The sequence below is a fragment of the Labrys sp. 22185 genome, from assembly GCF_052045555.1.
Lineage (GTDB): Bacteria > Pseudomonadota > Alphaproteobacteria > Rhizobiales > Labraceae > Labrys > Labrys neptuniae.
Map to the genome: position 1 here is coordinate 109988 of NZ_JBQEPH010000005.1, position 19679 is coordinate 129666.

At 63.9% G+C, this 19679-nt stretch carries 19 protein-coding genes; 8 read left to right on the forward strand and 11 right to left on the reverse strand.

Going from position 1 to position 19679, the window contains the following annotated elements; translation table 11 throughout:
- Positions 1–115: 115 nt before the first annotated feature.
- Both ACTJKX_RS12345 and ACTJKX_RS12350 read left to right on the forward strand, forming a co-directional pair.
- A complete protein-coding gene (locus tag ACTJKX_RS12345; protein WP_394307984.1) occupies positions 116–523 on the forward strand; it encodes a hypothetical protein in 408 nt (135 codons plus the stop codon).
- Positions 524–899: 376 nt separating this feature from the next.
- Entirely contained in the window at positions 900–1760 is an 861-nt protein-coding gene (locus tag ACTJKX_RS12350; RefSeq protein ID WP_440725438.1) for a hypothetical protein, read from the forward strand.
- A gap of 46 nt (positions 1761–1806) precedes the next feature.
- Here ACTJKX_RS12350 and ACTJKX_RS12355 read toward each other — a convergent pair whose 3' ends face one another.
- The 4 genes from ACTJKX_RS12355 to ACTJKX_RS12370 form a co-directional block, all read right to left on the reverse strand.
- Positions 1807–3258 (reverse strand): sensor histidine kinase, encoded by a 1452-nt coding sequence (locus ACTJKX_RS12355; protein ID WP_367623264.1) that lies wholly within the window; start codon positions 3256–3258, stop codon positions 1807–1809.
- Entirely contained in the window at positions 3255–3929 is a 675-nt protein-coding gene (locus ACTJKX_RS12360) for a response regulator transcription factor (RefSeq protein ID WP_311941833.1), read from the reverse strand. Before ACTJKX_RS12360 ends, ACTJKX_RS12355 begins: the two co-directional genes overlap by 4 nt.
- A gap of 51 nt (positions 3930–3980) precedes the next feature.
- Positions 3981–4355 carry a hypothetical protein gene (locus tag ACTJKX_RS12365; protein ID WP_105862133.1) on the reverse strand — a complete coding sequence of 125 codons (375 nt, stop codon included), beginning with the start codon at positions 4353–4355 and terminating at the stop codon, positions 3981–3983.
- Positions 4356–4468: 113 nt separating this feature from the next.
- Positions 4469–5095: an outer membrane protein gene (locus ACTJKX_RS12370; RefSeq protein WP_415081433.1), complete on the reverse strand. Its 627-nt coding sequence runs from the start codon at positions 5093–5095 to the stop codon at positions 4469–4471.
- A gap of 925 nt (positions 5096–6020) precedes the next feature.
- Here ACTJKX_RS12370 and xylB point away from each other — a divergent pair.
- Together xylB and ACTJKX_RS12380 are read left to right on the forward strand one after the other, a co-directional pair.
- A complete protein-coding gene (gene xylB / locus ACTJKX_RS12375; RefSeq protein ID WP_440725439.1) occupies positions 6021–7478 on the forward strand; it encodes a xylulokinase in 1458 nt (485 codons plus the stop codon).
- Between the two features lie 116 nt (positions 7479–7594).
- Entirely contained in the window at positions 7595–8809 is a 1215-nt protein-coding gene (locus tag ACTJKX_RS12380) for a hypothetical protein (protein ID WP_440725440.1), read from the forward strand.
- A gap of 90 nt (positions 8810–8899) precedes the next feature.
- On the opposite strand, the gene efeO (ACTJKX_RS12385) is transcribed toward ACTJKX_RS12380, so the two are convergent.
- From efeO (ACTJKX_RS12385) to ACTJKX_RS12405, 5 genes are all read right to left on the reverse strand, one after another.
- Positions 8900–9730: an iron uptake system protein EfeO gene (gene efeO, locus ACTJKX_RS12385; protein ID WP_311941818.1), complete on the reverse strand. Its 831-nt coding sequence runs from the start codon at positions 9728–9730 to the stop codon at positions 8900–8902.
- Positions 9731–9769: 39 nt separating this feature from the next.
- Positions 9770–11062, reverse strand: coding sequence for an iron uptake transporter deferrochelatase/peroxidase subunit (gene efeB, locus ACTJKX_RS12390; protein WP_440725441.1), 1293 nt, complete (start codon positions 11060–11062; stop codon positions 9770–9772).
- Positions 11063–11075: 13 nt separating this feature from the next.
- Entirely contained in the window at positions 11076–12245 is a 1170-nt protein-coding gene (efeO, locus tag ACTJKX_RS12395) for an iron uptake system protein EfeO (protein WP_367623260.1), read from the reverse strand.
- Positions 12242–13081, reverse strand: a complete 840-nt coding sequence (efeU, locus tag ACTJKX_RS12400; protein WP_394307994.1) for an iron uptake transporter permease EfeU — start codon at positions 13079–13081, stop codon at positions 12242–12244. Before efeU ends, efeO (ACTJKX_RS12395) begins: the two co-directional genes overlap by 4 nt.
- Before the next feature lie 470 nt (positions 13082–13551).
- Positions 13552–14061: a hypothetical protein gene (locus tag ACTJKX_RS12405; RefSeq protein WP_440725442.1), complete on the reverse strand. Its 510-nt coding sequence runs from the start codon at positions 14059–14061 to the stop codon at positions 13552–13554.
- 235 nt (positions 14062–14296) lie between these two features.
- On the opposite strand from ACTJKX_RS12405, the gene ACTJKX_RS12410 reads away from it, so the two are divergent.
- Positions 14297–15256 (forward strand): hypothetical protein, encoded by a 960-nt coding sequence (locus tag ACTJKX_RS12410; RefSeq protein WP_440725443.1) that lies wholly within the window; start codon positions 14297–14299, stop codon positions 15254–15256.
- A gap of 43 nt (positions 15257–15299) precedes the next feature.
- Here ACTJKX_RS12410 and ACTJKX_RS12415 read toward each other — a convergent pair whose 3' ends face one another.
- Positions 15300–16067 (reverse strand): glucose 1-dehydrogenase, encoded by a 768-nt coding sequence (locus ACTJKX_RS12415; protein WP_394307998.1) that lies wholly within the window; start codon positions 16065–16067, stop codon positions 15300–15302.
- Positions 16068–16192: 125 nt separating this feature from the next.
- Complete coding sequence (locus tag ACTJKX_RS12420) at positions 16193–16489, reverse strand: hypothetical protein (RefSeq protein WP_367623255.1); 297 nt, start codon at positions 16487–16489, stop codon at positions 16193–16195.
- Positions 16490–17108: 619 nt separating this feature from the next.
- Here ACTJKX_RS12420 and ACTJKX_RS12425 point away from each other — a divergent pair.
- The 3 genes from ACTJKX_RS12425 (at position 17109) to ACTJKX_RS12435 (ending at position 19586) form a co-directional block, all read left to right on the forward strand.
- Complete coding sequence (locus ACTJKX_RS12425; protein WP_311941794.1) at positions 17109–17561, forward strand: NUDIX hydrolase; 453 nt, start codon at positions 17109–17111, stop codon at positions 17559–17561.
- A gap of 153 nt (positions 17562–17714) precedes the next feature.
- Positions 17715–18746 (forward strand): transporter, encoded by a 1032-nt coding sequence (locus tag ACTJKX_RS12430; protein WP_440725444.1) that lies wholly within the window; start codon positions 17715–17717, stop codon positions 18744–18746.
- A gap of 75 nt (positions 18747–18821) precedes the next feature.
- Positions 18822–19586, forward strand: coding sequence for a site-2 protease family protein (locus tag ACTJKX_RS12435; RefSeq protein ID WP_440725445.1), 765 nt, complete (start codon positions 18822–18824; stop codon positions 19584–19586).
- Positions 19587–19679 lie beyond the last annotated feature (93 nt).

Below are 19679 nucleotides of genomic sequence, written 5' to 3' on the forward strand. Positions count from 1 at the left end.
TCGGCCTTTGTAGATCGTCTCAATATCTCGCACACGACGATTGTCTGGACGGCCGCCGGCTCAACTCGCCGGCAAGGACCCGTCCCGGTCACGCCTGATCGGAGGCGGCTGCGCGATGTTGGATCCGATCAAGCCGAGTTTCGATCGCATGCCTCGCCCCAATGGTCTGGCGGCGGCCATGGCGACAGCCGGGGTGGACGCCGCCTCGCTTGCACGCCGTGCCGGAGTGAATGCGGGCGATATCGATGCCTGGGCCCACGGGCAACGCGACCTGCGACCGGCCATGGCCACGCGGCTTTCCGCCCATCTCCATACGACGGCGGCCGATCTGCTGATCGGTCTCGGCTGTGGCGAGCCACCGCGGCAAACGGGCTTGCTGCCATGCGACGAGACCATCGCCGGAGCCGCCGGACCGGTCTGGCTGGAGCGTCTCGCCGGCCGGGACAACCTGGCCGAGACCGTATTGATGCTGTCTGCGGCCATTCTCATGGGGATCGTCGGCTGTCTGGCCGTGCTGGACTAATGGCCTCCTCAGATGTCGAAGGTGACATAGATGAGGCCCAGCAATGCCAGCATGACGAAGAGCATGGCTGCGATGGTCAAGGTCCCGCACCTTCCCGTGTGAAGGATGGCACTATAGCGGAGGGGTGTTTCCCGAGTTTTTCCGCTTTGTGAAGCGCTGCGTCGCTCTCGCGTCGCGCCGGTTTCGGCATTGGGTCAGCGGCATCGGCCTATGCCGTCATATCGTTCTGGCCGAAACCTCTCTTCCATTTTTCGGCGCGTTGCTTGGGGTTTGCGGTTCTCCAGGGAACTGTGGCCCGGTATGCCCGAACCTATATCTCGGCGGGATCGGCGCGGCGGCAAGGCCTCTCGCGCAAGCGATTGTGCACGGAGGTTCCATGTGGAAGTTCACTGAGCTCGCGGATTGGTGGAGCCAGCAGCAGAAGGAATCCGAAGCGATCCTGGACAAGTGGGTCGAGGATTCCAACTACAGCCAAGGCGCGATGATCGTGGGGGCCGGTACCAAGGCCCTGATGACGTTCGGTGCCGGTTTCGTCGACGTCTTGCGGCTTGGGGATGGGCTCGCCAAGGGCACGGCGGCCGGCGCCGGGCAGGATGGGCTGCGGCTCCTCGCGATCCTGCCGGTGGGCAAGGCGGCCCAGATGGTCCGCTCCGTCAAGGGCGCGATCATGGCCAAGCTCATCGTCGACATCAATCCGAATGCCGGCATCTGCGCCTGGGTTGCTTCGGCCAAGGCCCTCACGCAGATCGGCGCCAAGGTCGACGGCAAGCTCTTCGTCACCGTGGACGACCTTGCCAAGGCGGCCGGCCTCGACATCGGTGCGCTCGGCGGCCTTTCCATGCAGGGGATGGAGAGGATGCTGACTCGGCTCGGTGCGCGTTGCGGCGCCATCCGTGTCGTCAAGGCGGAGCAGGACGTCGCGCGTATGGTCGGACACGATGGCAGCGTGGTGATGGTCATTGTGGAATTCGAACGCTCCGGCTCGATGAGCTACCATGCCTTTTATGCCTATCGAACGCCGATCGGGCAGTTGCGCTACATGGACAGGACGGTGCAGGCGGCCAGTACCAAGATTTACCAGAGTATCGACGAGATCGCGAAGATCTATGGCACGGAAGCGATGAGGCCCATCCAGGCCATGAAGATCGAGAACATGTTCGTGAAGACCGTGGCGCATGAGCTACCGCGCCTGGTCCTGCCGGTACTCGGCGTCGTTGCCAGCGAAGACCGGCGCTGATCGCTCTGCGATTGGCCAGGCCCCGATATGCCGAGCGGGTATTGCCTCAGGCCGCCGCGCGGAGCGGCGGAAGCTCGATCCGCACGTGAGCTCCTTTCCAGGAGCCGTTGACGATCGCGATGCTGCCGCCATGCAGCTGCGCGATCTGGCGGGCGAGATTCAGCCCGAGTCCGGCGCCGCGCGAAAGCGGATGCAGGCGATAAAAGGGTTCGAACACGTTCCTATGCTCCTCGGCCGGGATGCCGGGCCCTTCGTCGCGCACCTCCAGGCCACCGGCTGCGTCGACCGCCACCGTGATGGTGCCATGGCCGCCGCCATGCTCGATGGCATTGCGGATGATGTTGGCGAGAGCCTGCTCGATCTGCAGCACATTGGCTTCGACCTCGACCTTGCCGTGCGGCGGTTCGAAGGCCAGGTCGTAGCCGGCCTCGATCGCGAGCGGCGCAAAGTCGGCGGCGACGCGGCCGGCGAGTTCGGCAAGGTCGACCGCCTGCCGGTGGTTGGCGGGGCGATCGAGCAATTGATGGTCGAGCAGTTGCTGGGCCAGATGTGAGAGACGCTCGATATCCTGCCTCAGCCGCAGGCTCTGCGGTTCTTCCTTCAACAATTCCGCCCGCGTGCGAAGAATGGCGATCGGTGTGCGCAGCTCATGGGCGGCATCGGTCAGGAAGCGGTTGTGGCGGTCGAAGCCTTGGGCGAGGCGGGCCAATGCCTGGTTGAAGGCGTGCACCAGCGGCACGATCTCCTGGGGCACGTTCTCGACCGGCAATTGCATGGCGCGCGTGCTGACATCGATGCGCGCGGCCTCGTTGGCGGTGCCGACTAGGCCGGCCAGGGAGCGGCGCACCACGGCGGGCGTCGTCACCAATGTGGTCACGCCCATGACGACGATGATCGGTACCAGGAAGATGGCAAGGCCCACGACGATGCCCGGGAGGACCCGGGCCCAATTGGCACTGCCGTCGGGATTGCGGGCCATGTCGACGGTGGCGGTCACGTTGATGATGAAGCCGTCCGCTTCGGCCCGCGAATGCAGGGTGGAGGTGACGATCTGGACCGGGCCGGCCTTGGTGTCCACTTTCTGCACATAGGCTTCCGGGCGCATTTCCCGGCCCTCTTCCTTGCCGGCGAAGCCGATATTGGCGTGATCGACCGCCCGCAGCAGGTCGCCGAGATCGCGATCATAGTCAGCCGGAACCGAGCCGATGCGCAGGCTCTGTCCCGACTGGTCGCGGATGATGTACCAGACATAGGGATATTCGGTACGGAAGTCGGCCAGTTCCTTGGTGTCGCTGACGATGAGCTTGCCGTCCTTGTCGCGGTCGATGGCACTGGTGATCGCGGCAACCGCCGCCTCGTTGTCGACCATGAGCTGGGGATTGGCGACCGAGAGAGCGGTGATGAACAGCACGATGAAGAAGACGAGCATCGCCGCCTGCAGCAGGATCAGCCGCCGCACCAGGATCCATTGCAGGGAGCGCGCTCGCGCCTGCTTCATGAGGCGGCCCGCAGGAGATAGCCGAGATTGCGGATGGCGCGGATCTCGATGCCGGCGGCGAGGTCGTCCAGCTTGCGGCGCAGGCGGGAAATATGCGCATCGAGCGCGTTGGAGCCGATCTCGTCGTCGAGGGCGTAGACAGCTTCCTCCAGCGCGCTGCGCATGATGGTGCGTCCCGGTCGGCGGATCAGCGTTTCCAGGACGAGGCGCTCACGCCGTGGCAGGTCGAGCGTCTGGTCGTCGATCAGCGCCTCACGATGGCGGAAGTCATAGGTGAGGCGGCCGACGACGGCCTGGTCGGCCCGCAACGTATAGGGGCGGCGGTGCAGGGCGCGCAGGCGAGCGACCAGTTCCTCGGTGGCGAAGGGCTTGCCCATATAATCGTCGGCACCGGCGTCGAGCCCGGAGACCCGGTCCTGCAGGCCGCTCATGGCGGTGAGGGCGATGACCGGCGCCTCGACATGCAGGGCGCGCAGGCGCGGGATCAAGGTCAGGCCTTCGCCGTCGGGCAGGCGACGATCGAGCACGATGGCGTCATAGGACCCGATGCGGGCCATTGCCTCGCCATCGGCCAGGTTCGAGGCATGGTCGACCACGACGTCCTGGCGTTCCAGGGCCGTCTTGAGCACGGACGCCATTTCCGGTTCGTCCTCGATCAGCAGGATGCGCATGGGACCCTTCGTCCGTCTTCAGTTCGCGCCGGTCTCGACAACGAGCCCGGATCACTCGCATTCCAGGCTTGGCTTGCGGAAATTCGTGATGAGCCAGCGCTCGCCTGCTGCGCGGGCGTAGAAGGTATAGAAGCATTCCTGTCGCTCGACATAGCCGGGCGTTTCCGTGGTTTCGACGTCGGTGCCTCGCCGGGTCCGGCGGACTTCGCTCCTGGCGCTGCCGGGCACCACATTGGTGGAAACCTTGCGCCACTGGTAGGCGCGCTGGCCAGCGCCGAGATCGAGTATGCTGGTCGGTGGCCCATAGTCCAGCATCACCGTTTCAACCGGGCCACCGACATAGTTCTTCATGACGGCGGAAGCGCAACCCGCCAATAGGAGAAGGCCTGCGGCGAGCGCGACTGCGAAAGCGCGATGAAAAGACATTGATGATTCCAGACTGTATTTGGCTCTAGAAGCTGAAGATTGCGCCGACATTACGAGGGGCCGACCGGATCCGGCCTGGCGCCGGATCCGGTCGGGGACCCCAACAGCGATCCCTAGAATCGGTAGTTGAGGCCCGCTTTCAAAGCGTGGCTGCCGATGTCTTCCTTGGCATGGCCGAAGGACGAACGCGTCTTCAGGCCGGGGGTACGGACATAATTGTATTCGAGCTTGAAGGAGACCCTGTCGGAGAAGGCCTGTTCGACGCCGGCGCCCATCAGATAGCCGGTCTTCCAGCCGTCCCTGACGCGGGCGCCGCCGGTGCCCTCGAATTTGGTGAAGGCGAAGCCGGCCGTGCCGTAGAGCAAGGTGCGATCGAGGGCGATGCCGGCCCGGCCCTTCAGCGCGGCCCGCCATTTTTCCCTGATCTTGCCGCCTCGCGCCCGCCGCTCGGCGCCACCGAGATTGGACCCCTCGACTTCGGCGCCGATGACCGCCGGGCCAAGGCGCATGTCGTAACCCGTCTGGAGGCCCAATTGGAGGCTGTTGCCCTTGGCGAAGGGGTTGGCCGATTTGGCCGACGCTGCGCCGGCATGCACGCCGACATAGGAGCCGCTGAAGGACGGGGGCGGCGCGTAGCGGGGGGAAGTGTCGTAATAGTCCTCGGCCCAGGCAGGGCCGCAGCCGGTCACGGCGAGGGCCAACAGGCCTGCTGCGAGGGGGATGAGCAATTGCGTACGCACGTGTCTACTCCACTGCACGCGCCGACTGCTGCGCGGCAATTGCCACGGCGAGCCGGTGCGCGGATTGTCAGGTCCGGAGCCGTGTCTCCGCTGAGGGAGCGACCCCTTTCGGGCTGTCTTTCGCCGGTGGTGACGGTTTGCCGAGATCACAACGCCCTGCGACGCACCGGCATCGGTAAGAATCACAGGGACGTACCGCAGCCAGGCGTTGCAGCGCTCGGCGTCAGAGGAGGAAACGACCAATGGCGGTTCGCCTCATCTCACCTGTCTCGATTCGAGCACCTGAAAGACATGGGCCATCATGCAGGCGAACATTACGTCCACATTGCGCTAGTAAATCTTTTGAATTATTTTAGGATCTGTAGGTGTATTCATTTATTATTCACGAATATTTCATAAAATCATTATTCCGGCTTGCATCCGTCAGAAGATCGGTCGCTCTGTCGTACGAATTGTGGGAGCGGACCCGTGCGCTTGGTGCAATTCCCATCGGCTCGCTGCACGGTTCATGCGCGAGCTGTCTTTCCGTCCGCCGATGCGCGGCCGGCAGGTTGTGTCCAAGCCCGCACGCCTCAGCCAGTCCCATGTCGAGTGCGAGGACGGGCCATTGAATCAGGGGCAAGCGCCGATGTTGTCAGAGGAGGATATCGGCATCGTGTTCACCCCACCGTGCGACAAAAAAAGCATCAGGGGCTGTAGAGCGTAGGTGCCCTGGCCAGGACGGCGAATGGCGTCGCCGTCTACAGCCCCTGATGGAAGTCGGGGTCCACGAGCCCCTTGCATAGGTCAGGCGCAGTGACACGGCCGTGAAACTCGCGGTTCAACGCCCTGCGCCCGTATCCGCGCGCAGTTTCCGCAGGAGGGGGCTTGCCCCGGCTTTCCAGCCTGGCGCATGATCGATTCGAATAATTCTTCGGAGGAATACGTGTTTCTAGGGCTTGATATCGGCACGTCTTCGGTCAAGGCGCTGCTCGCAGATGGCGAACAGCGCGTCGTTGCCAGCCACGACGTCGCGCTCACGGTGCAGCGGCCCCATCCCGGTTTTTCCGAACAGGCGCCACAGGCCTGGGTCGAGGCGGTGATATCGGCCGTCGATGCCCTGAAGGTGACCCACCCCAAGGAGATCGCCGCCGTCGAGGGCATCGGCCTGTCGGGCCAGATGCATGGTGCCGTGCTGCTCGGGGCCGACCATCAGCCGCTCCGGCCTGCGATCTTGTGGAATGACGGCCGATCCCATGCCGAATGTGCGGAACTGGAGGCCAGATGGCCTGATCTGCGTGCGGTGACCGGCAACAAGGCAATGCCGGGTTTCACGGCTCCCAAATTACTGTGGGTCGCCCGCCACGAGCCGGCGATTTTTGCCGCGACGCGCCTCGTGCTGTTGCCCAAGGCCTATGTGCGCCTGGCCCTGACCGGCGAGGCGATCGAGGAAATGTCGGATGCGGCGGGCTCGCTCTGGCTGGATGTCGGCCGGCGGGACTGGTCGGATGCGGCGCTTGCCGCCACCGGCCTGTCGCGCGAGGCCATGCCGCGCCTGGTCGAGGGCTCCGAGCCTGCCGGTCGCCTTCGGGCCGATCTCGTGGCGCGTTGGGGCATGGCCAAGGCCCCCTTGTTTGCCGGCGGTGCCGGGGACAATGCTGCTGGCGCGGTGGGCCTTGGCGCCATCAGGCCGGGCTCGGCCTTTCTTTCGCTCGGCACTTCGGGCGTGCTGTGGGCGACCACCGATCGCTTCCTGCCCAATCCCGCCCATGCCGTGCACGCCTTCTGCCATGCCGTGCCGAAGACCTGGCACCAGATGGGCGTGATTCTCTCGGCTGCCTCCAGTCTCGCCTGGATCGCCGGCGTGCTGCAGACCAAGGAGAGCGCCTTGCTGGCTCCGCTCGGCGACAAACCCGTGGCGCCGTCGCCGGTGCAGTTCCTGCCCTATCTTTCCGGCGAGCGGACGCCGCATGACGACGCCGTCATCCGCGGCGCCTTCACCGGCCTCGCCCATGAGAACGGACGCGAAGCGATGGTGCAGGCCGTGCTGGAAGGCGTTGCCTTCGCCTTCGCCGATTGTCGCGATGCCCTGGCGGCAGCGGGAACCGACATTGCCGGCGCCGACGTGATCGGTGGCGGTTCGCGCTCGCGCTTCTGGCTCGAAATCCTCGCCAATGTGCTGGGATTTCCGGTTTACCGCCTGGCCGATGGCGAGACCGGCGGGGCTTTCGGCGCGGCGCGCCTGGCGCGTCTGGCCGTCTCCGGCGAGGATCCGCTGGCGGTCTGCACCCCGCCGCACCGTGTCGAGACGATCGAGCCCGACCCCGTGCTGGCCCCGGCCTATGTCGAGGCCCTGGCCCGTTGGCGCGGGCTCTATCCGGCGCTGCGATCGGCGACTGCCTGAAAGGCTATATCGCAGAGGTATTTTGCGCCGGGGCGAGCGCAATTTTGCCGTCTTGTACCGTAAGTTGGTCTGGAACAGGCGCCCAATTCCGCGGCGCCGTAGGGATGGCAATTCCGTTGACACGCACTTTGCTGCTCGCGTCCGTTCTGATGAGCCTTTGCCTTGCTCCTGCTGCGGCGCAGGACGCATCGCCTTCACCACCGCCGCCGCCGGCATTGCCACCCCAGCCGTCTTCTCCGCCACCGGCCAAGGCCCTGCCGAGTGCAGCCGCCTTCAAGCTCGCCGAGAGCATCGTCTTCTTCTACGTGCGCAAAGATCCTGCGGCGGTGCCCGACATGCTCGCTGCCATGAGGAACTCGCAAACGATCGCCGGCACCGGTCTCTCGCGTGCGACACTGGCCGGCTTTTTCTCCATGCTGTTCCTGCAGAACCGCGCCCGCGTGGGCGGCTGGATCGGGGCCGGCGCCGACTATCCGGCCGACAGCAAGTCGGTCCTCATCTTCGCGCTGTGGCAGTCGGGCAATGCCGATCTGATTGCTTCGCTTTTCCACGAGGAGCCCGGCTTTCTCAGGGACAAGCCCGGCAATCTCTACACGCTGGCGCCAAGCCGGCCGGTGGAGATGGATCTCAAATGGGGGGCCTTCTTTGCAACCGGCAATCCGGGTTTCCTCGCAACCTTGGTCGACGCGCTCGATCCGGGCAGGGCGTTGACCGGCAGCAACGAACTCGACAAGTCGATCCGCATCAATGCTGCGCAAGGCCTCGCCTATAATCTGCGCCAGCATGAGGTGTTGGAACGCTATCTGCGGCGGCGGGCCGTAGAAGCTTCGGGCCCTTACAAGCAGGCGCTCGACGCCCTGTTGGCGAGTAGAAGCCAGATCTTCAAGCCTGCCCCCGACCGCGACGGTGATTTTTCAGGCAGCATCGCCATGCTCAAGCTGCCCGACAAGTCAGGAGCGAATGGTGACGTCCCTGAGGCGGCGGTTCTGACCGGGACGATGCCCCAGGCACGCCGCGGCGATACCATCGGCGTGACCGTGCTGTTTTCCGGCATGGCCCTGCAGGAGGATCTTTCTGCGAATGTGAGCTACGACATCAAGGTGACCCGGCCCGACGGCTCAGTCGATCCCCGTTCGGCGCAGCAGGACGTGACGGCGCTCAAGGAAAAGGTTGGCGGCCGCTTCAACCTGGTCGACAGCCGCTCGACCCTGTCCGTTCATTTCGAGCCGAACGACAAGCCTGGCCCCTATCGCATCGACGTCCTGCTCAAGGATAATGTCGGCGATCGCAAGGTCACATTGACCCGCTCGATCGAACTGATCGACAGATAGAGAGGCTGTCATGGTTCACAACAGCCTCTAGCCGCGAGCGATGGGCGGGCCCGAAGGCCCGCCGCCCGACAGAGCATTCCGCTCTGGATTTCAGTTCAAGCCGAGCGTGCCGCGCAGCTTGGAAAGATCTTCCGCCAGCGTGGTGATCGGACCCTGCAGGGCTGTACGGTCCTCAGGTGTCAGCTTGTCATAGGTCTCGTAGCCGTCCTTGGTCTTGTACTTGGCCAGGATCTTCTCGACCGTCTCGAAATTCGTGCCGATCTTCTTGGACAGGTCCTTGTCGGCCTTGACCGTCAGCGGATGCAGGAGATCGACGATCTTGCGGGCGCCGTCGATATTGGCCTTGAAGTCCCACAGATCGGTGTGGCTGTAGCGATCTTCCTCGCCGGTGATCTTGGTTGCGCCGACTTCCTCGATCAGCGCAGCGGCACCGCCCACCATTTTCTCGGGCGGAATGGTGAGGCCGGCGATGCGCTTCTGCAGTTCGGCGACATCGGTGTTCAGCTTGTCGGCGAAGCTGGAGAGACCCTCGGTGCTCTTCTTTTCGAACAGGCCATATTCAAGGCGATGGAAGCCGGTGAAGGCATCGTCGGCCTCTTTCTTCTCATGATCGTCGGCGCGCGAATCGATGCTGCCGTCGAGATCGGAGAAGAGCTCCGCGACCGGCTCGATCATCTCGTAGTGGAAGCGGGTGGGGGCGTAGAGGGCTTGGGCCTTCTTGAGATCGCCGGCCTTGACCGCAGCCGTGAACTTGGCGGTGTCTTCCACCAGTTTCTTGACGCCCTTGCTGATATAGACCTTGTAGTCGGCCACGGGCTGGACCAGGTCCAGCGGGGAGACGGCCGGCGCGTTGGCGCTGGCGGTCGTGGCAAGACCGATAATCGCGGCGCCCAGCAGCATGCGCCATTTGAGATGTGTCATGGGGTTCTCTCTCTCTTCAGTTCAAGGTTGAAGGATCGTTCACGCGGTCTCCGCCAGCAGGGACTGGCCGAGAAAGGCTGTCTTGTCGGGAATGCCGGGCAGGATGAAGAAGTAGCCGCCGCCGACCGGCTTGATGTATTCCTCCAGCGGTTCGCCGTTCAGGCGTTGCTGGACCGTGGCAAAGCCGGCATCCAGATCGGACTGGAAGCAGATGAAGAGCAGACCCATGTCGAGCTGGCCCGACTTGGTGATGCCGTTGGAATAGTTGAAGGGACGGCGCAGGATCAGATTCCTGCGCGAGTCCGCCGTACGCGGATTGGCAAGGCGGATATGGGCGTCCAAAGGCGTACGCTTGCCTTCCGGGTCGTCGTGATAGCTCGGGATGTCGGCTTCGACCTTCATGCCGAGCGGTGCGCCGTTCGGCTTGTGCCGGCCCATGATGGCTTCCTGCTCGCCAAGCGGCGTGCGGTCCCAGCGTTCCACGAAATTGCGGATGATGCGCACCACGCCGTAGCTGCCGCCGGTTGCCCAGGCAGGCTCGGAGGCACCGTGCTGCACCCAGACGAGGCGATTCATCTCGGCATCGTCCTTGTGGTCGGGATTGGCCGTGCCGTCCTTGAAGCCGAGCAGGTTGCGCGGTGCCGATTGGGTTTCGCCTGTCGCGCGCGGCGGCGGCACGAAGCCTTCCTGCTTCCAGCGCACCATCAGCAGATCCGGCGTGTTCTTCACGATGTCGCGCAGAGCATGCAGGTTGCTGTCGGTGGTGTTGGAGCAGATCTGGATCATCAGATCGCCGTGGCAGAGTTCGGCCGACAGCGCGTCGTTGGGAAATTGCGGCATCTTGATCAGCTGCCGCGGCTTCTTGTCGGCGAGCCCGAAGCGCTGGTCGAACAGCGAGGCGCCCACGCCCACGGTGATGGTGAGATTGTCCGGGGAGACCACGGGGCCCATCAGCCCGGAATCGGGGGGCGGGAACTTCGGATCGATCACCGGCGGCGTGCCGCCCTGGGTGAGGAAGGCGATGCGATCGGTGAGGACGCGGAACAGGCGTTCGAGATCGCTGCGTTTGGTGGCGAGGATGTTGAAGGCGACCACCAACCCCATCGGCGGGCGATCGGTGGTGACGCCGGCTTGGTGGGCCCCGAGATAGGTCACACGGTCGCTGAGATGGCCGGTGGAACCGGCTTCCTCCGCAGCTGCCTGCTTACTTGGCAGGGTAGCCAGCAGCGCGCCGCCGCCAGCGGCGCCGAGGCCCAGCAGCATGGAGCGTCGGCCCGGAGAACGCGGGGCGTCCGTGTCAGGTTGGGGCAGGCAGGGGGTCTTGTCGGTCATTGTTCCTTCCCCTTCAGTCGAGGCCCAGCGTGCCGCGTAGCGTCGACAGGCTTTCGGCCAGCGTCGTTACCGGCTTTTGCAGGGCCACACGATCGTCCTGGCTCAAGGTGTCATAGGATTTGAAGCCGCCGTCGGGTGTGCGGTATTTGGCAAGGATGGCATTCACGGCGGCGAAATTGTCGTCGATGCTCTTCTGGCGCGCCGCATCTGCCTTGGTGGTCAGAGGGGCGAGCAGTTCGACGATCTTGCGGGCCCCGTCGATATTGGCCTGGAAGTCCCACAGATCCGTGCGGCTGTAGCGGTCTTCCTCGCCGGAGATCTTGTTGGAGGCGACTTCCTCGATCAGCACGGCCGCGCCGCCGACCATCTTGGAAGGCGGTACGACCAGGGTCGAGATCCGGTTCTGCAGCTCGGTGACATCGGCCTGCAATTTGTCGGCGAAAGGCGCGAGCCCCTCGGTGCTGCCCTGCTTGAACAGGCCGTATTCCAGACGATGGAAGCCGGTAAAGGCCGGATCGGCCTCCAGCTTCTCGAAGACATCGGCGCGGGCGTCGATCGACTTGTCGAGATCGGAAAACAGTTCGGCAACGGGCTCGATGCGCTCATAGGACTGGCGGGTCGGCGCATAGAGTTCACGGGCCTTGGCGAGGTCGCCGGCCTTGATCGCGTCGGTGAAGGCCTTGGTCGCTTCGGTGAGGTCGTCGACCTCCAGGGTGACATAGACCTTGTACTCGGCCAGCGGCCCGATCAACTGCGTCAGGCTCGGCTTGACCTCCTTGGGGGCATTGGCGAGCGCGGTGACCTTGAGCTTGCCCCTGGGATTGGTGAGCAGGCCGCAGGCGATCTCGTAGTCGCCCGGCTCGAGCTTGGCGGTCAGCTTCTGGGTGAAGCCGGGAGCGATGTTTTCGCGCTCCTCCACCACCATCACGCCTTGCAGGATCTCCCATTCCATCGCCCGGTTGCTCTTGTTGGTGATGGCGAAGGTGGTGCGCCCTTCGGGAACCGTCAGTTCGTTCGGCTCGCAGGCCGTCGCCGTGACGGCGATGGCGACGGTATCGCCGGTCTTGGCCGTCTCGGATCCCGGCGGCTTGGCGACCAGGAAATAGGTGCCGACGCCCACCGCCACGATGAGGGCGAGCATGCCGGCCCCGACAGCCGGATAATTGATGCGCGGGGCTGTCACGATCGTGCGGCCTTCGATTTGGATGGGGACGGGGAGGTTGGCGCCATCAGGAAGAGGAACAGCGCCGGGATGAGATAGAGGAGATAGGCGATCACTTCGCCATGGGTCGGCGTGTCGTGATAGCCGAACAGGCCGCCGAGCACGGTGCCGAGCGCACTGTCGCCGGGCAGGATGCCGGAGATGTCGAAGGCGATGCCCTGCAGATGGTTCCACAGGCCGGCTTCGTGCAGCGAGCGCACCGCCGTCGCCACCAGGCCGGCCGCCACGAAGATGATCAGGATGCTGGTCCAGCGGAAGAACAGGCGCAGATTGAGGCGGGAGCCGCCGTAATAGAGCGCGATACCGAAGACGGCCGCGCAGACGAGGCCGAGCGCAGCACCGAGCGGCGCACCATAGCCGACATTCTGTTCGAAGGTCGCCAGAAGGAAGAAGGCCGATTCCAGCCCTTCGCGCGCGACCGCCAGGAAGACCATGCCGACCAGCGCAAGGCCTTGATGGTCCGATGAAGCCAGGGCGGCATCGACGGAATGCTGTAGTTCGGCCTTGATGCTGCGCGAGGCCCGCACCATCCAGAACACCATGGCCGTCAACAGGCAGACCGCGATCAGGCCGACAACTGCCTCGAACAGTTCCTGGGTGCGCTGGGGAAATTCGGCGCTGGCGACATGCAGCGCGACGAACACGGAAAAAGAAAGGCCAACGGCCAGGATGATGCCGCACCACACGGCCGGCATCCAGGCGCTTCGCCCGGTGACACGCAGATAGCTCGCAACAATGCCGACGATCAGCGCTGCCTCGATGCCCTCCCTGAGCATGATGAGAAATGGTACGAGCATTGTGTCGTTCCTGCGCGCCCCACAGCCGATGCAAGATTAACAATCGGCAAGCTATTACACGCGTTCAATTCTGCTGAACAAGGGGCTATGACGCAGAAAACCGTTATGGATCAAAGATAAGAGTGATTCTAAATTATAATTCATAGTAATTCTAAATTGTGCAATTCCTGATCTATTTTTAGAGTTATTCCAAAGCGGGTAAATAATCCTGTCTTCTCCGAGAGCTGCGCTCGGGCTAACTGCGCTGGCGAGCGTGTGCGGGAAGATTCGACCCGCCGACGATCCCGCTCATGCGGAAGGCCATGCGGTCTTGAATGGACCGTCCGAATGCCGGTGCGTTTGCGATTTGATGGCCTCTGCAAGAATCGCAAATGCGCACCGACTACGACGAGCGAGGGCGAAAAGGCATTCGGCCGGGAGCGCCTTGCTCCGGGATCGGGGAGAAGCCCCTTGTCCGGGTGCCCGAAAGATTACCCGCGCCTTTGCGAGACGGCAGCCCGGAATATGGCGGCGACGCGGGCCGCAAAGCTGCGGGCGGCGGTGACCACGGCCCAGATCGGGGTGCCTTTCAGCCAGTCGAGCAACATCCGGCGGATCCAGTCGATCAGGCCCATGAACCAGGCGAACCAGCCTATGGTCATCAGCTTGGGTTTGCCGGCGGCATAGATGCGCTCGATCAGCAGGAAGCTCGCGAGATAGGCGATGGCCAGGATGAGAAGGCCACGAACCAGCCGGCCCTGGCCCAGGAGCAACAGGCCGTAGATCTTCAAGGGTTCGGCTACGGCAAGAGGTACGGCGAGGAGAACGAGGATGACGAAACGCGGCAGCGCTGCGACGGCGCGCTCCCCGATTTCGACGAGGCGCAGGGCGGCGAAGCGGCGGATCAGCGGTCCGTAGACCGGGCGGGCCAGTTCGTCGATGATCACCAGGATCCCAAGGAGGACCTGCAGCGGCAGGAGGACGAGGCGCTTGAGCGTCATGGCAGTACAGGATCCTCGAACGGACGGCGGGCCAGGGAAAGCCGCATCCGGTGAATGTGAGAAGCTGCCGCGCGGTTGGCAACGCCCATTCCACGATATTCCCACGCGATGTTTACGCTTTCGACCGTCAATGGGGAGTGGCGATGCTGCCTTGGTGGCATTTCTCCCACTTTTGCCTTATTGCGCGGGGTGTAATGAGCGAGCCCGGCAGGGGGCGTTCGGTTCAGGAGAGACGATGGAAGCGCGCGAACGTATCGGCCTGGCGGCTCTTGGCACGATCGGGCTGGTGTTGGCTGTCGGCGGTTTTGTGCTGCACAGCCCAGCCCCGCATTCCGCCGTGGCGGAAGCGGCGATGGCGGGCGCGGAGACGACGAACCCGCAGCCGGTACCCGCAGTAAAGGCGGGCCAGGCTCCTGCACCGATCCCCGCGGCACAACCCACCCCCTATGCCGACTGCCTGCGCAAGGGGATCGGGATGAAGCTCGGCAGGGCGAGCCTGCGTGTTTCCGGTCCGCCAGCCTTGACGCTGGTGACGGGAGAGAAAGCTGACGAGGAGATCAATTTCTCGACCAAGGCCGGATTGGAGAAAGCCTGTTCGCAGCCCGAGGTGACGGCCAAGGCGTTGGTGCTCACGCTGGAGGCGATGGACAAACCCTTCGGCGCGGCAGCGAGCTGGCGGGCAGAATTCTGCAAGGAGGGCGAGGATACCGCTACGCTCTTCCTGTGTCGCGGCGAGGAACGGCCGAGCGGGGCGCTGCGCTCGCTGGCCACCATTGCGCTCTATGAACCCGCTTCCTTCCAGGGCGACAGCATGTTCCAGACGCAGGCCCCGGACCTCGACAATTTCAAGGCTTGGAAGGATCGGCTGACCAAGGCGGGGACGCCGCCTCCCGCTCAGCCGGACGGCGACTATGACGTCTATCCAGGCGGGATCTGGCTCGAACGCGATGCCAAATCCGCTGCGCCCTTCCTGGTTTCCTGTGACGTGGACGGCCTGCCGGTCACGGGCGAGCATTATTGCGTCGGCACGCTAGGCCTTGAAGGGGACCTGCGGGCGCGGCTGGAGTTTCGGACGGTGACGCCGCAGATCGGCCGCGAGGCTGCGGCAGCGGCGGCCCACTTCAAAGTCCTGCTGGCGGCTTGGCAGGCCGCAGCGTCGCATTCCGCACCAGTCTCTTCCCAGTCCGGAAAATAGCTCTTGCCGCAGCGCTGTCGGGGCGATGATACCGTAGGATTCCTCAGACACAGGCCGTGAGGCCGCCGTCGACATAGAGGATGTGGCCGTTGACGAAATTGGAGGCATTGCCGGCGAGGAAGATGGCGGCTCCGGCCAACTCCTCGACCTTGCCCCAACGTCCCGCCGGCGTACGCGCCTCGACCCAGGCGGAGAAGGCAGCGTCCTGCATCAGCGCCGTGTTGAGCTCGGTTTCGATATAGCCCGGACCGATGCCGTTGACTTGGATATTGTAGCGAGCGAGTTCTGCGCACAGGGCCTTGGTCATCGTGCGCACGGCGCCCTTGGCAGCGACATAGGGCACGATGTTGGCGCGGCCAAGTTCGCTCATCACCGAGCAGATGTTGATGATCTTGCCGGAACGCCGTGCGATCATGCCGCGCGCCACGGCCTGTGCGACCAGGAAGACACCCTCGACATTGGTGGATTGCACGTCGCGGAAGGCGTCGAGCGGAAAGTCCACGAAAGGGGCCCGGCGCTGGATGCCGGCATTGTTGACCAGGATGTCGAGGCGGCCATGGCGGGCTTCGATGGCCGAGATCGTCGTTTCCACGCCGGCGGGGTCGGTGACGTCGAAGGCGGCCGTCTCCACGGTCAGGCCTTCTTCGGTGAGTTGGCGGGCGGCGGCATCGAGCCTGGCCTGGTTGCGGCCGTTGAGAACGACGGTCGCACCGGCGCCGGCCAGTCCGCGGGCAATGGCCAAGCCGATTCCCTGGCTGGAGCCGGTGACGAGGCCGATCCGCCCCGTCAGGTCGAAAATATCAGTGAGCATGGCGAACCTCCCGCTATCAAGCTATCGCTTGGGCCGGCAGGCAGCCAGGCGTTTTCATCTGACCAATAAAAAAGGCTCCGAGGCGGGCCTCGGAGCCACATCGAGCCGGTCTAGCCGGAGGAGGCTTACTTCTTGACGGCCGCGATCAGCTCGTCATAGGCCTTGCAGAGCTCGTCGGTCGGCTTGCCGCCGGCGGACTGGGCAGCCTGGGCCTTGGTGAGCAGCTCCTGCGCCTTCTGAGCCCAAGTCTGTGCGTTCGCCTGAGCCTTGGCCGGATCCTTCATGGCGTTGGTCATGGCTTCCGTCAGGTCCTTGCCCTTCTGGGTAATAGCCTCAACCGTGCAGCTCGAGCTGCCACCGCCACAGGAGGCGAGGGCGAGAGCGAGAGAGCCGAAAGCGGCGGCAAGCAACATTTTTCTCATGGGGCTTCCTTTCCTCACCGTGGAAGGTCGGTTTTGGATCGCCCAAAACTTCGTGGTGCTGCGGCACAGGTGAGAATGCGCCGGCGGCGAACCCCTAGCCGGCCATCATCATGCAAGACGTGCGTTTGTGCACATCTCGCCCGAATCGAAAGCCGCCCAGTCCACTCGCCATAAGCGAAGCGATGAGGAGTTTCAACACAATGCTGCCGCATTCGACCCTGTACTGTTCGGTAATATGATGGTTATTCACAATGAAACAGCAAAATTGCACCGACATGACGCACATGTCTCCAGGGAGAGCAGATCGGCTATTCGTTCGCCTCCCGTAGTTTCTATTGCAATGCAACAAGACGGCGTCGTTGCAGGAGAAAGGGATTGCATACGACAAAAAAATAACAACATAAGGGTCTATGTGGTGTCTTGTCAGACCAGAACGACCAGCTGCCAGAGGACGCCTGGAAACTTGCCCGCAAGTTCGTTGCCTATTGAGGAAACGCGCTTGTTCGAAAGTGGTAGAACAAAGTTGGTGTGCAAAGGCACGCGAATGCTAAGGAATATTTGATATATTTGCGGTATGAGTAGAGCTGCCGAGTGCAGTGTTGGAGTTTCCTCACGTTACATGGCCAGAGTCGACAAATATCCTCTCAAGTCACCCGTTGCAGCCACGGAGCTTCGCCAGGTCGGTGCGTTGCCCTTGCGGATCCAGCGCGGGAAGATCGAGGTTTGCCTGGTGACCACACGGGAAACGCGGCGCTGGACCATCCCCAAGGGATGGCCGATGAAGGGCCATAAGGACTGCCGCGCTGCCGCCATCGAGGCTGAAGAGGAAGCAGGGCTGCTTGGCAAGATCGGCAAGGAACCGGTTGGCGAATATCTCTACTGGAAACGCCGCGATCTGCATTTCGATCTCGTCCGCGTCTTCGTCTATCGTCTCGACGTCACCGGCCATCTGCCGGTCTGGCGCGAGATGAACGAGCGCGAAGTGCGCTGGTTCGCCCCGGGGGACGCCGCTCTTCTGGTCGAGGAGCCTGGTCTGTCCGCCCTGCTGGAGCAGGTCGCCAGCCCTGCATGACAGTCGCTACGCGACTGTCATCCCTCTGTCACATGGTTGATCTAGCCCCGTCATTCCAGGCGGCCATCCCAGGGGCGGGGCGTTGCCTGAACTTGAAGCTATGCGGCGTTCGGGCCTCGGGTGGGGAGGCGTGGACCGCTTGGCGGAGGCGCCATGGACAGTATTCAGCAGCAACAACTGCCGGGCGTCAATTTCGTGCCGGCGGCCATCGCCGGCCTGATTTGGGCCTACCGCTTTCGCGAGGGCTACGAGCCCGAAGCGATCGATCCGCGCGACGTGCCGGCAGCGCTGGCGGCGGAGGATGGCTGGCTCTGGCTGCATTTCAGCCTGACCGATCGGCTCGCCCGGGATTGGCTGTCTTCCTTCGAAGATCTTCCCGAACAGGTGCGGGCCCTGTTCCTGGCCAAGGACGAGCCGCTTGGCCTGCACACGATCGACCACGTCATCTTCGGCGTCATCGCCGATTTTCACAGCGAGCTCGGCGGGGAGAGCGACCATCTTGGCCGCCTGCGCTTTGCGCTGAACGAGAGGCTGGTGATTTCGGGGCGTCGGCATCCGCTGCGTTCGGTCGAGGAGATCCATCGTGCCGTGCAGAAGGGGCTCAACCTGCCCGCCGCGGGGCGTCTGATCGAGACGATCATCGATCGCTTCTGTGATTCGGTCGCTCGTCGCGTCGCCGGCATGACCGACGAGCTCGATACCGCCGAAGACCGCGTCGTCGAGGACATGGCCGCCACAGAGCGGGTCCGGCTGATCGAGGTCCGCCGCATGACGGTCCGGGTCCACCGCCAGCTCTCTTCGCTCGGCCATGTGCTGCGAGATTGGGAGGAACGTTCGGACGAGGCCGACAAGCCGGCTTTGCCGATTGCGGCCGAACGCTTGGCCGACCGGCTGGAATCGCTCGACCACGACATCCTCACCCTGCAGGAACGGGCCAAGCTCTTGCAGGATGAGGTCGGGGCGCGGCTGGCCGAAGAGACCAACCGCTCGCTGCGCGCCCTCTCGATCCTGACGGCCATGCTGCTGCCCGGTAGCCTCGTTGCCGGCATTTTCGGCATGAACACCAAGGATCTGCCCTTCCTCGAGACGGAAGGAGGGTTCTGGTTCGCCATCCTGATCGGCGCGGCGGCGACGGCGTTGTTCTACTGGATCCTTCGCCGCGTCGGGGCGGGGCTGCGCATCTGAGCGCCATGCCTGCCCTTGCGAAACGAGGCGCAACTTCCCACAATAGGGCAACCTTTTTTCGAGAATGAGTTCCCCTTGTCCAGAGTTGCGGCGATGCCCTGGCGCCTGAGCGCCAATTTCCTCCCGATCCTCGCCGTCTTCCTGGTGACGGCCGTCAGCCTGGCGACGGGCTGGTTCGATTCAGGCATTGCCGTGTTCGCTTTCGTGGTCTCGGGCTGGCTGATCTCGCTATGCCTGCACGAAGGGGCGCATGCGCTCGCCGCCTATTGGGGCGGCGATCGGTCCGTGGTGGAGAAGGGCTATCTGAGCCTCAATCCGCTTGCCTATGCCGACCCGTTGACCAGCTTCGGCTTCCCTTTGCTCTTCCTCATCCTGGGCGGCATCGGCCTGCCGGGCGGGGCCGTCTATATCAACCGGGCCGTGCTCAAGAACCGGCACTGGGATGCCTTCGTGGCCCTGGCCGGGCCGATGGCCAATCTCGTCTGCCTGATCGCTTTGGGGCTGCCCTTCCTCATCGGCCTGCCGGAGACGATGGGCTCGCCCCAGCTTTGGGCCGCGATGGCGTTCCTCGCCGCGCTGCAGGCCTCGGCCGTGGTGCTCAACCTCCTGCCGGTTCCCGGCTTCGACGGCTTTGCGATCATCCGGCCCTATCTGCCCTATGAGATGCAGGCCCAGGCCAACGCCATCGCGCCCCTGGCGATGATGGGCTTCCTGTTCCTATTGTTCACCACCCAGGTCAGCGGGGCGATCTGGAACGCGGTCTACAGGCTTGCCGCCTTGTTCGACATCTATCCGAACTATGTGGCGCTGGGCTATTATCTGTTCCGCTTCTGGCGGTAGCCCCATTCGCGGGCAGGGCTGCGCGCTAATTACGGCTGCGCCCTTGCCCCGCTGCCCCCGCTCGGCTACACACCGCCCCAATCCCCTTTCCAC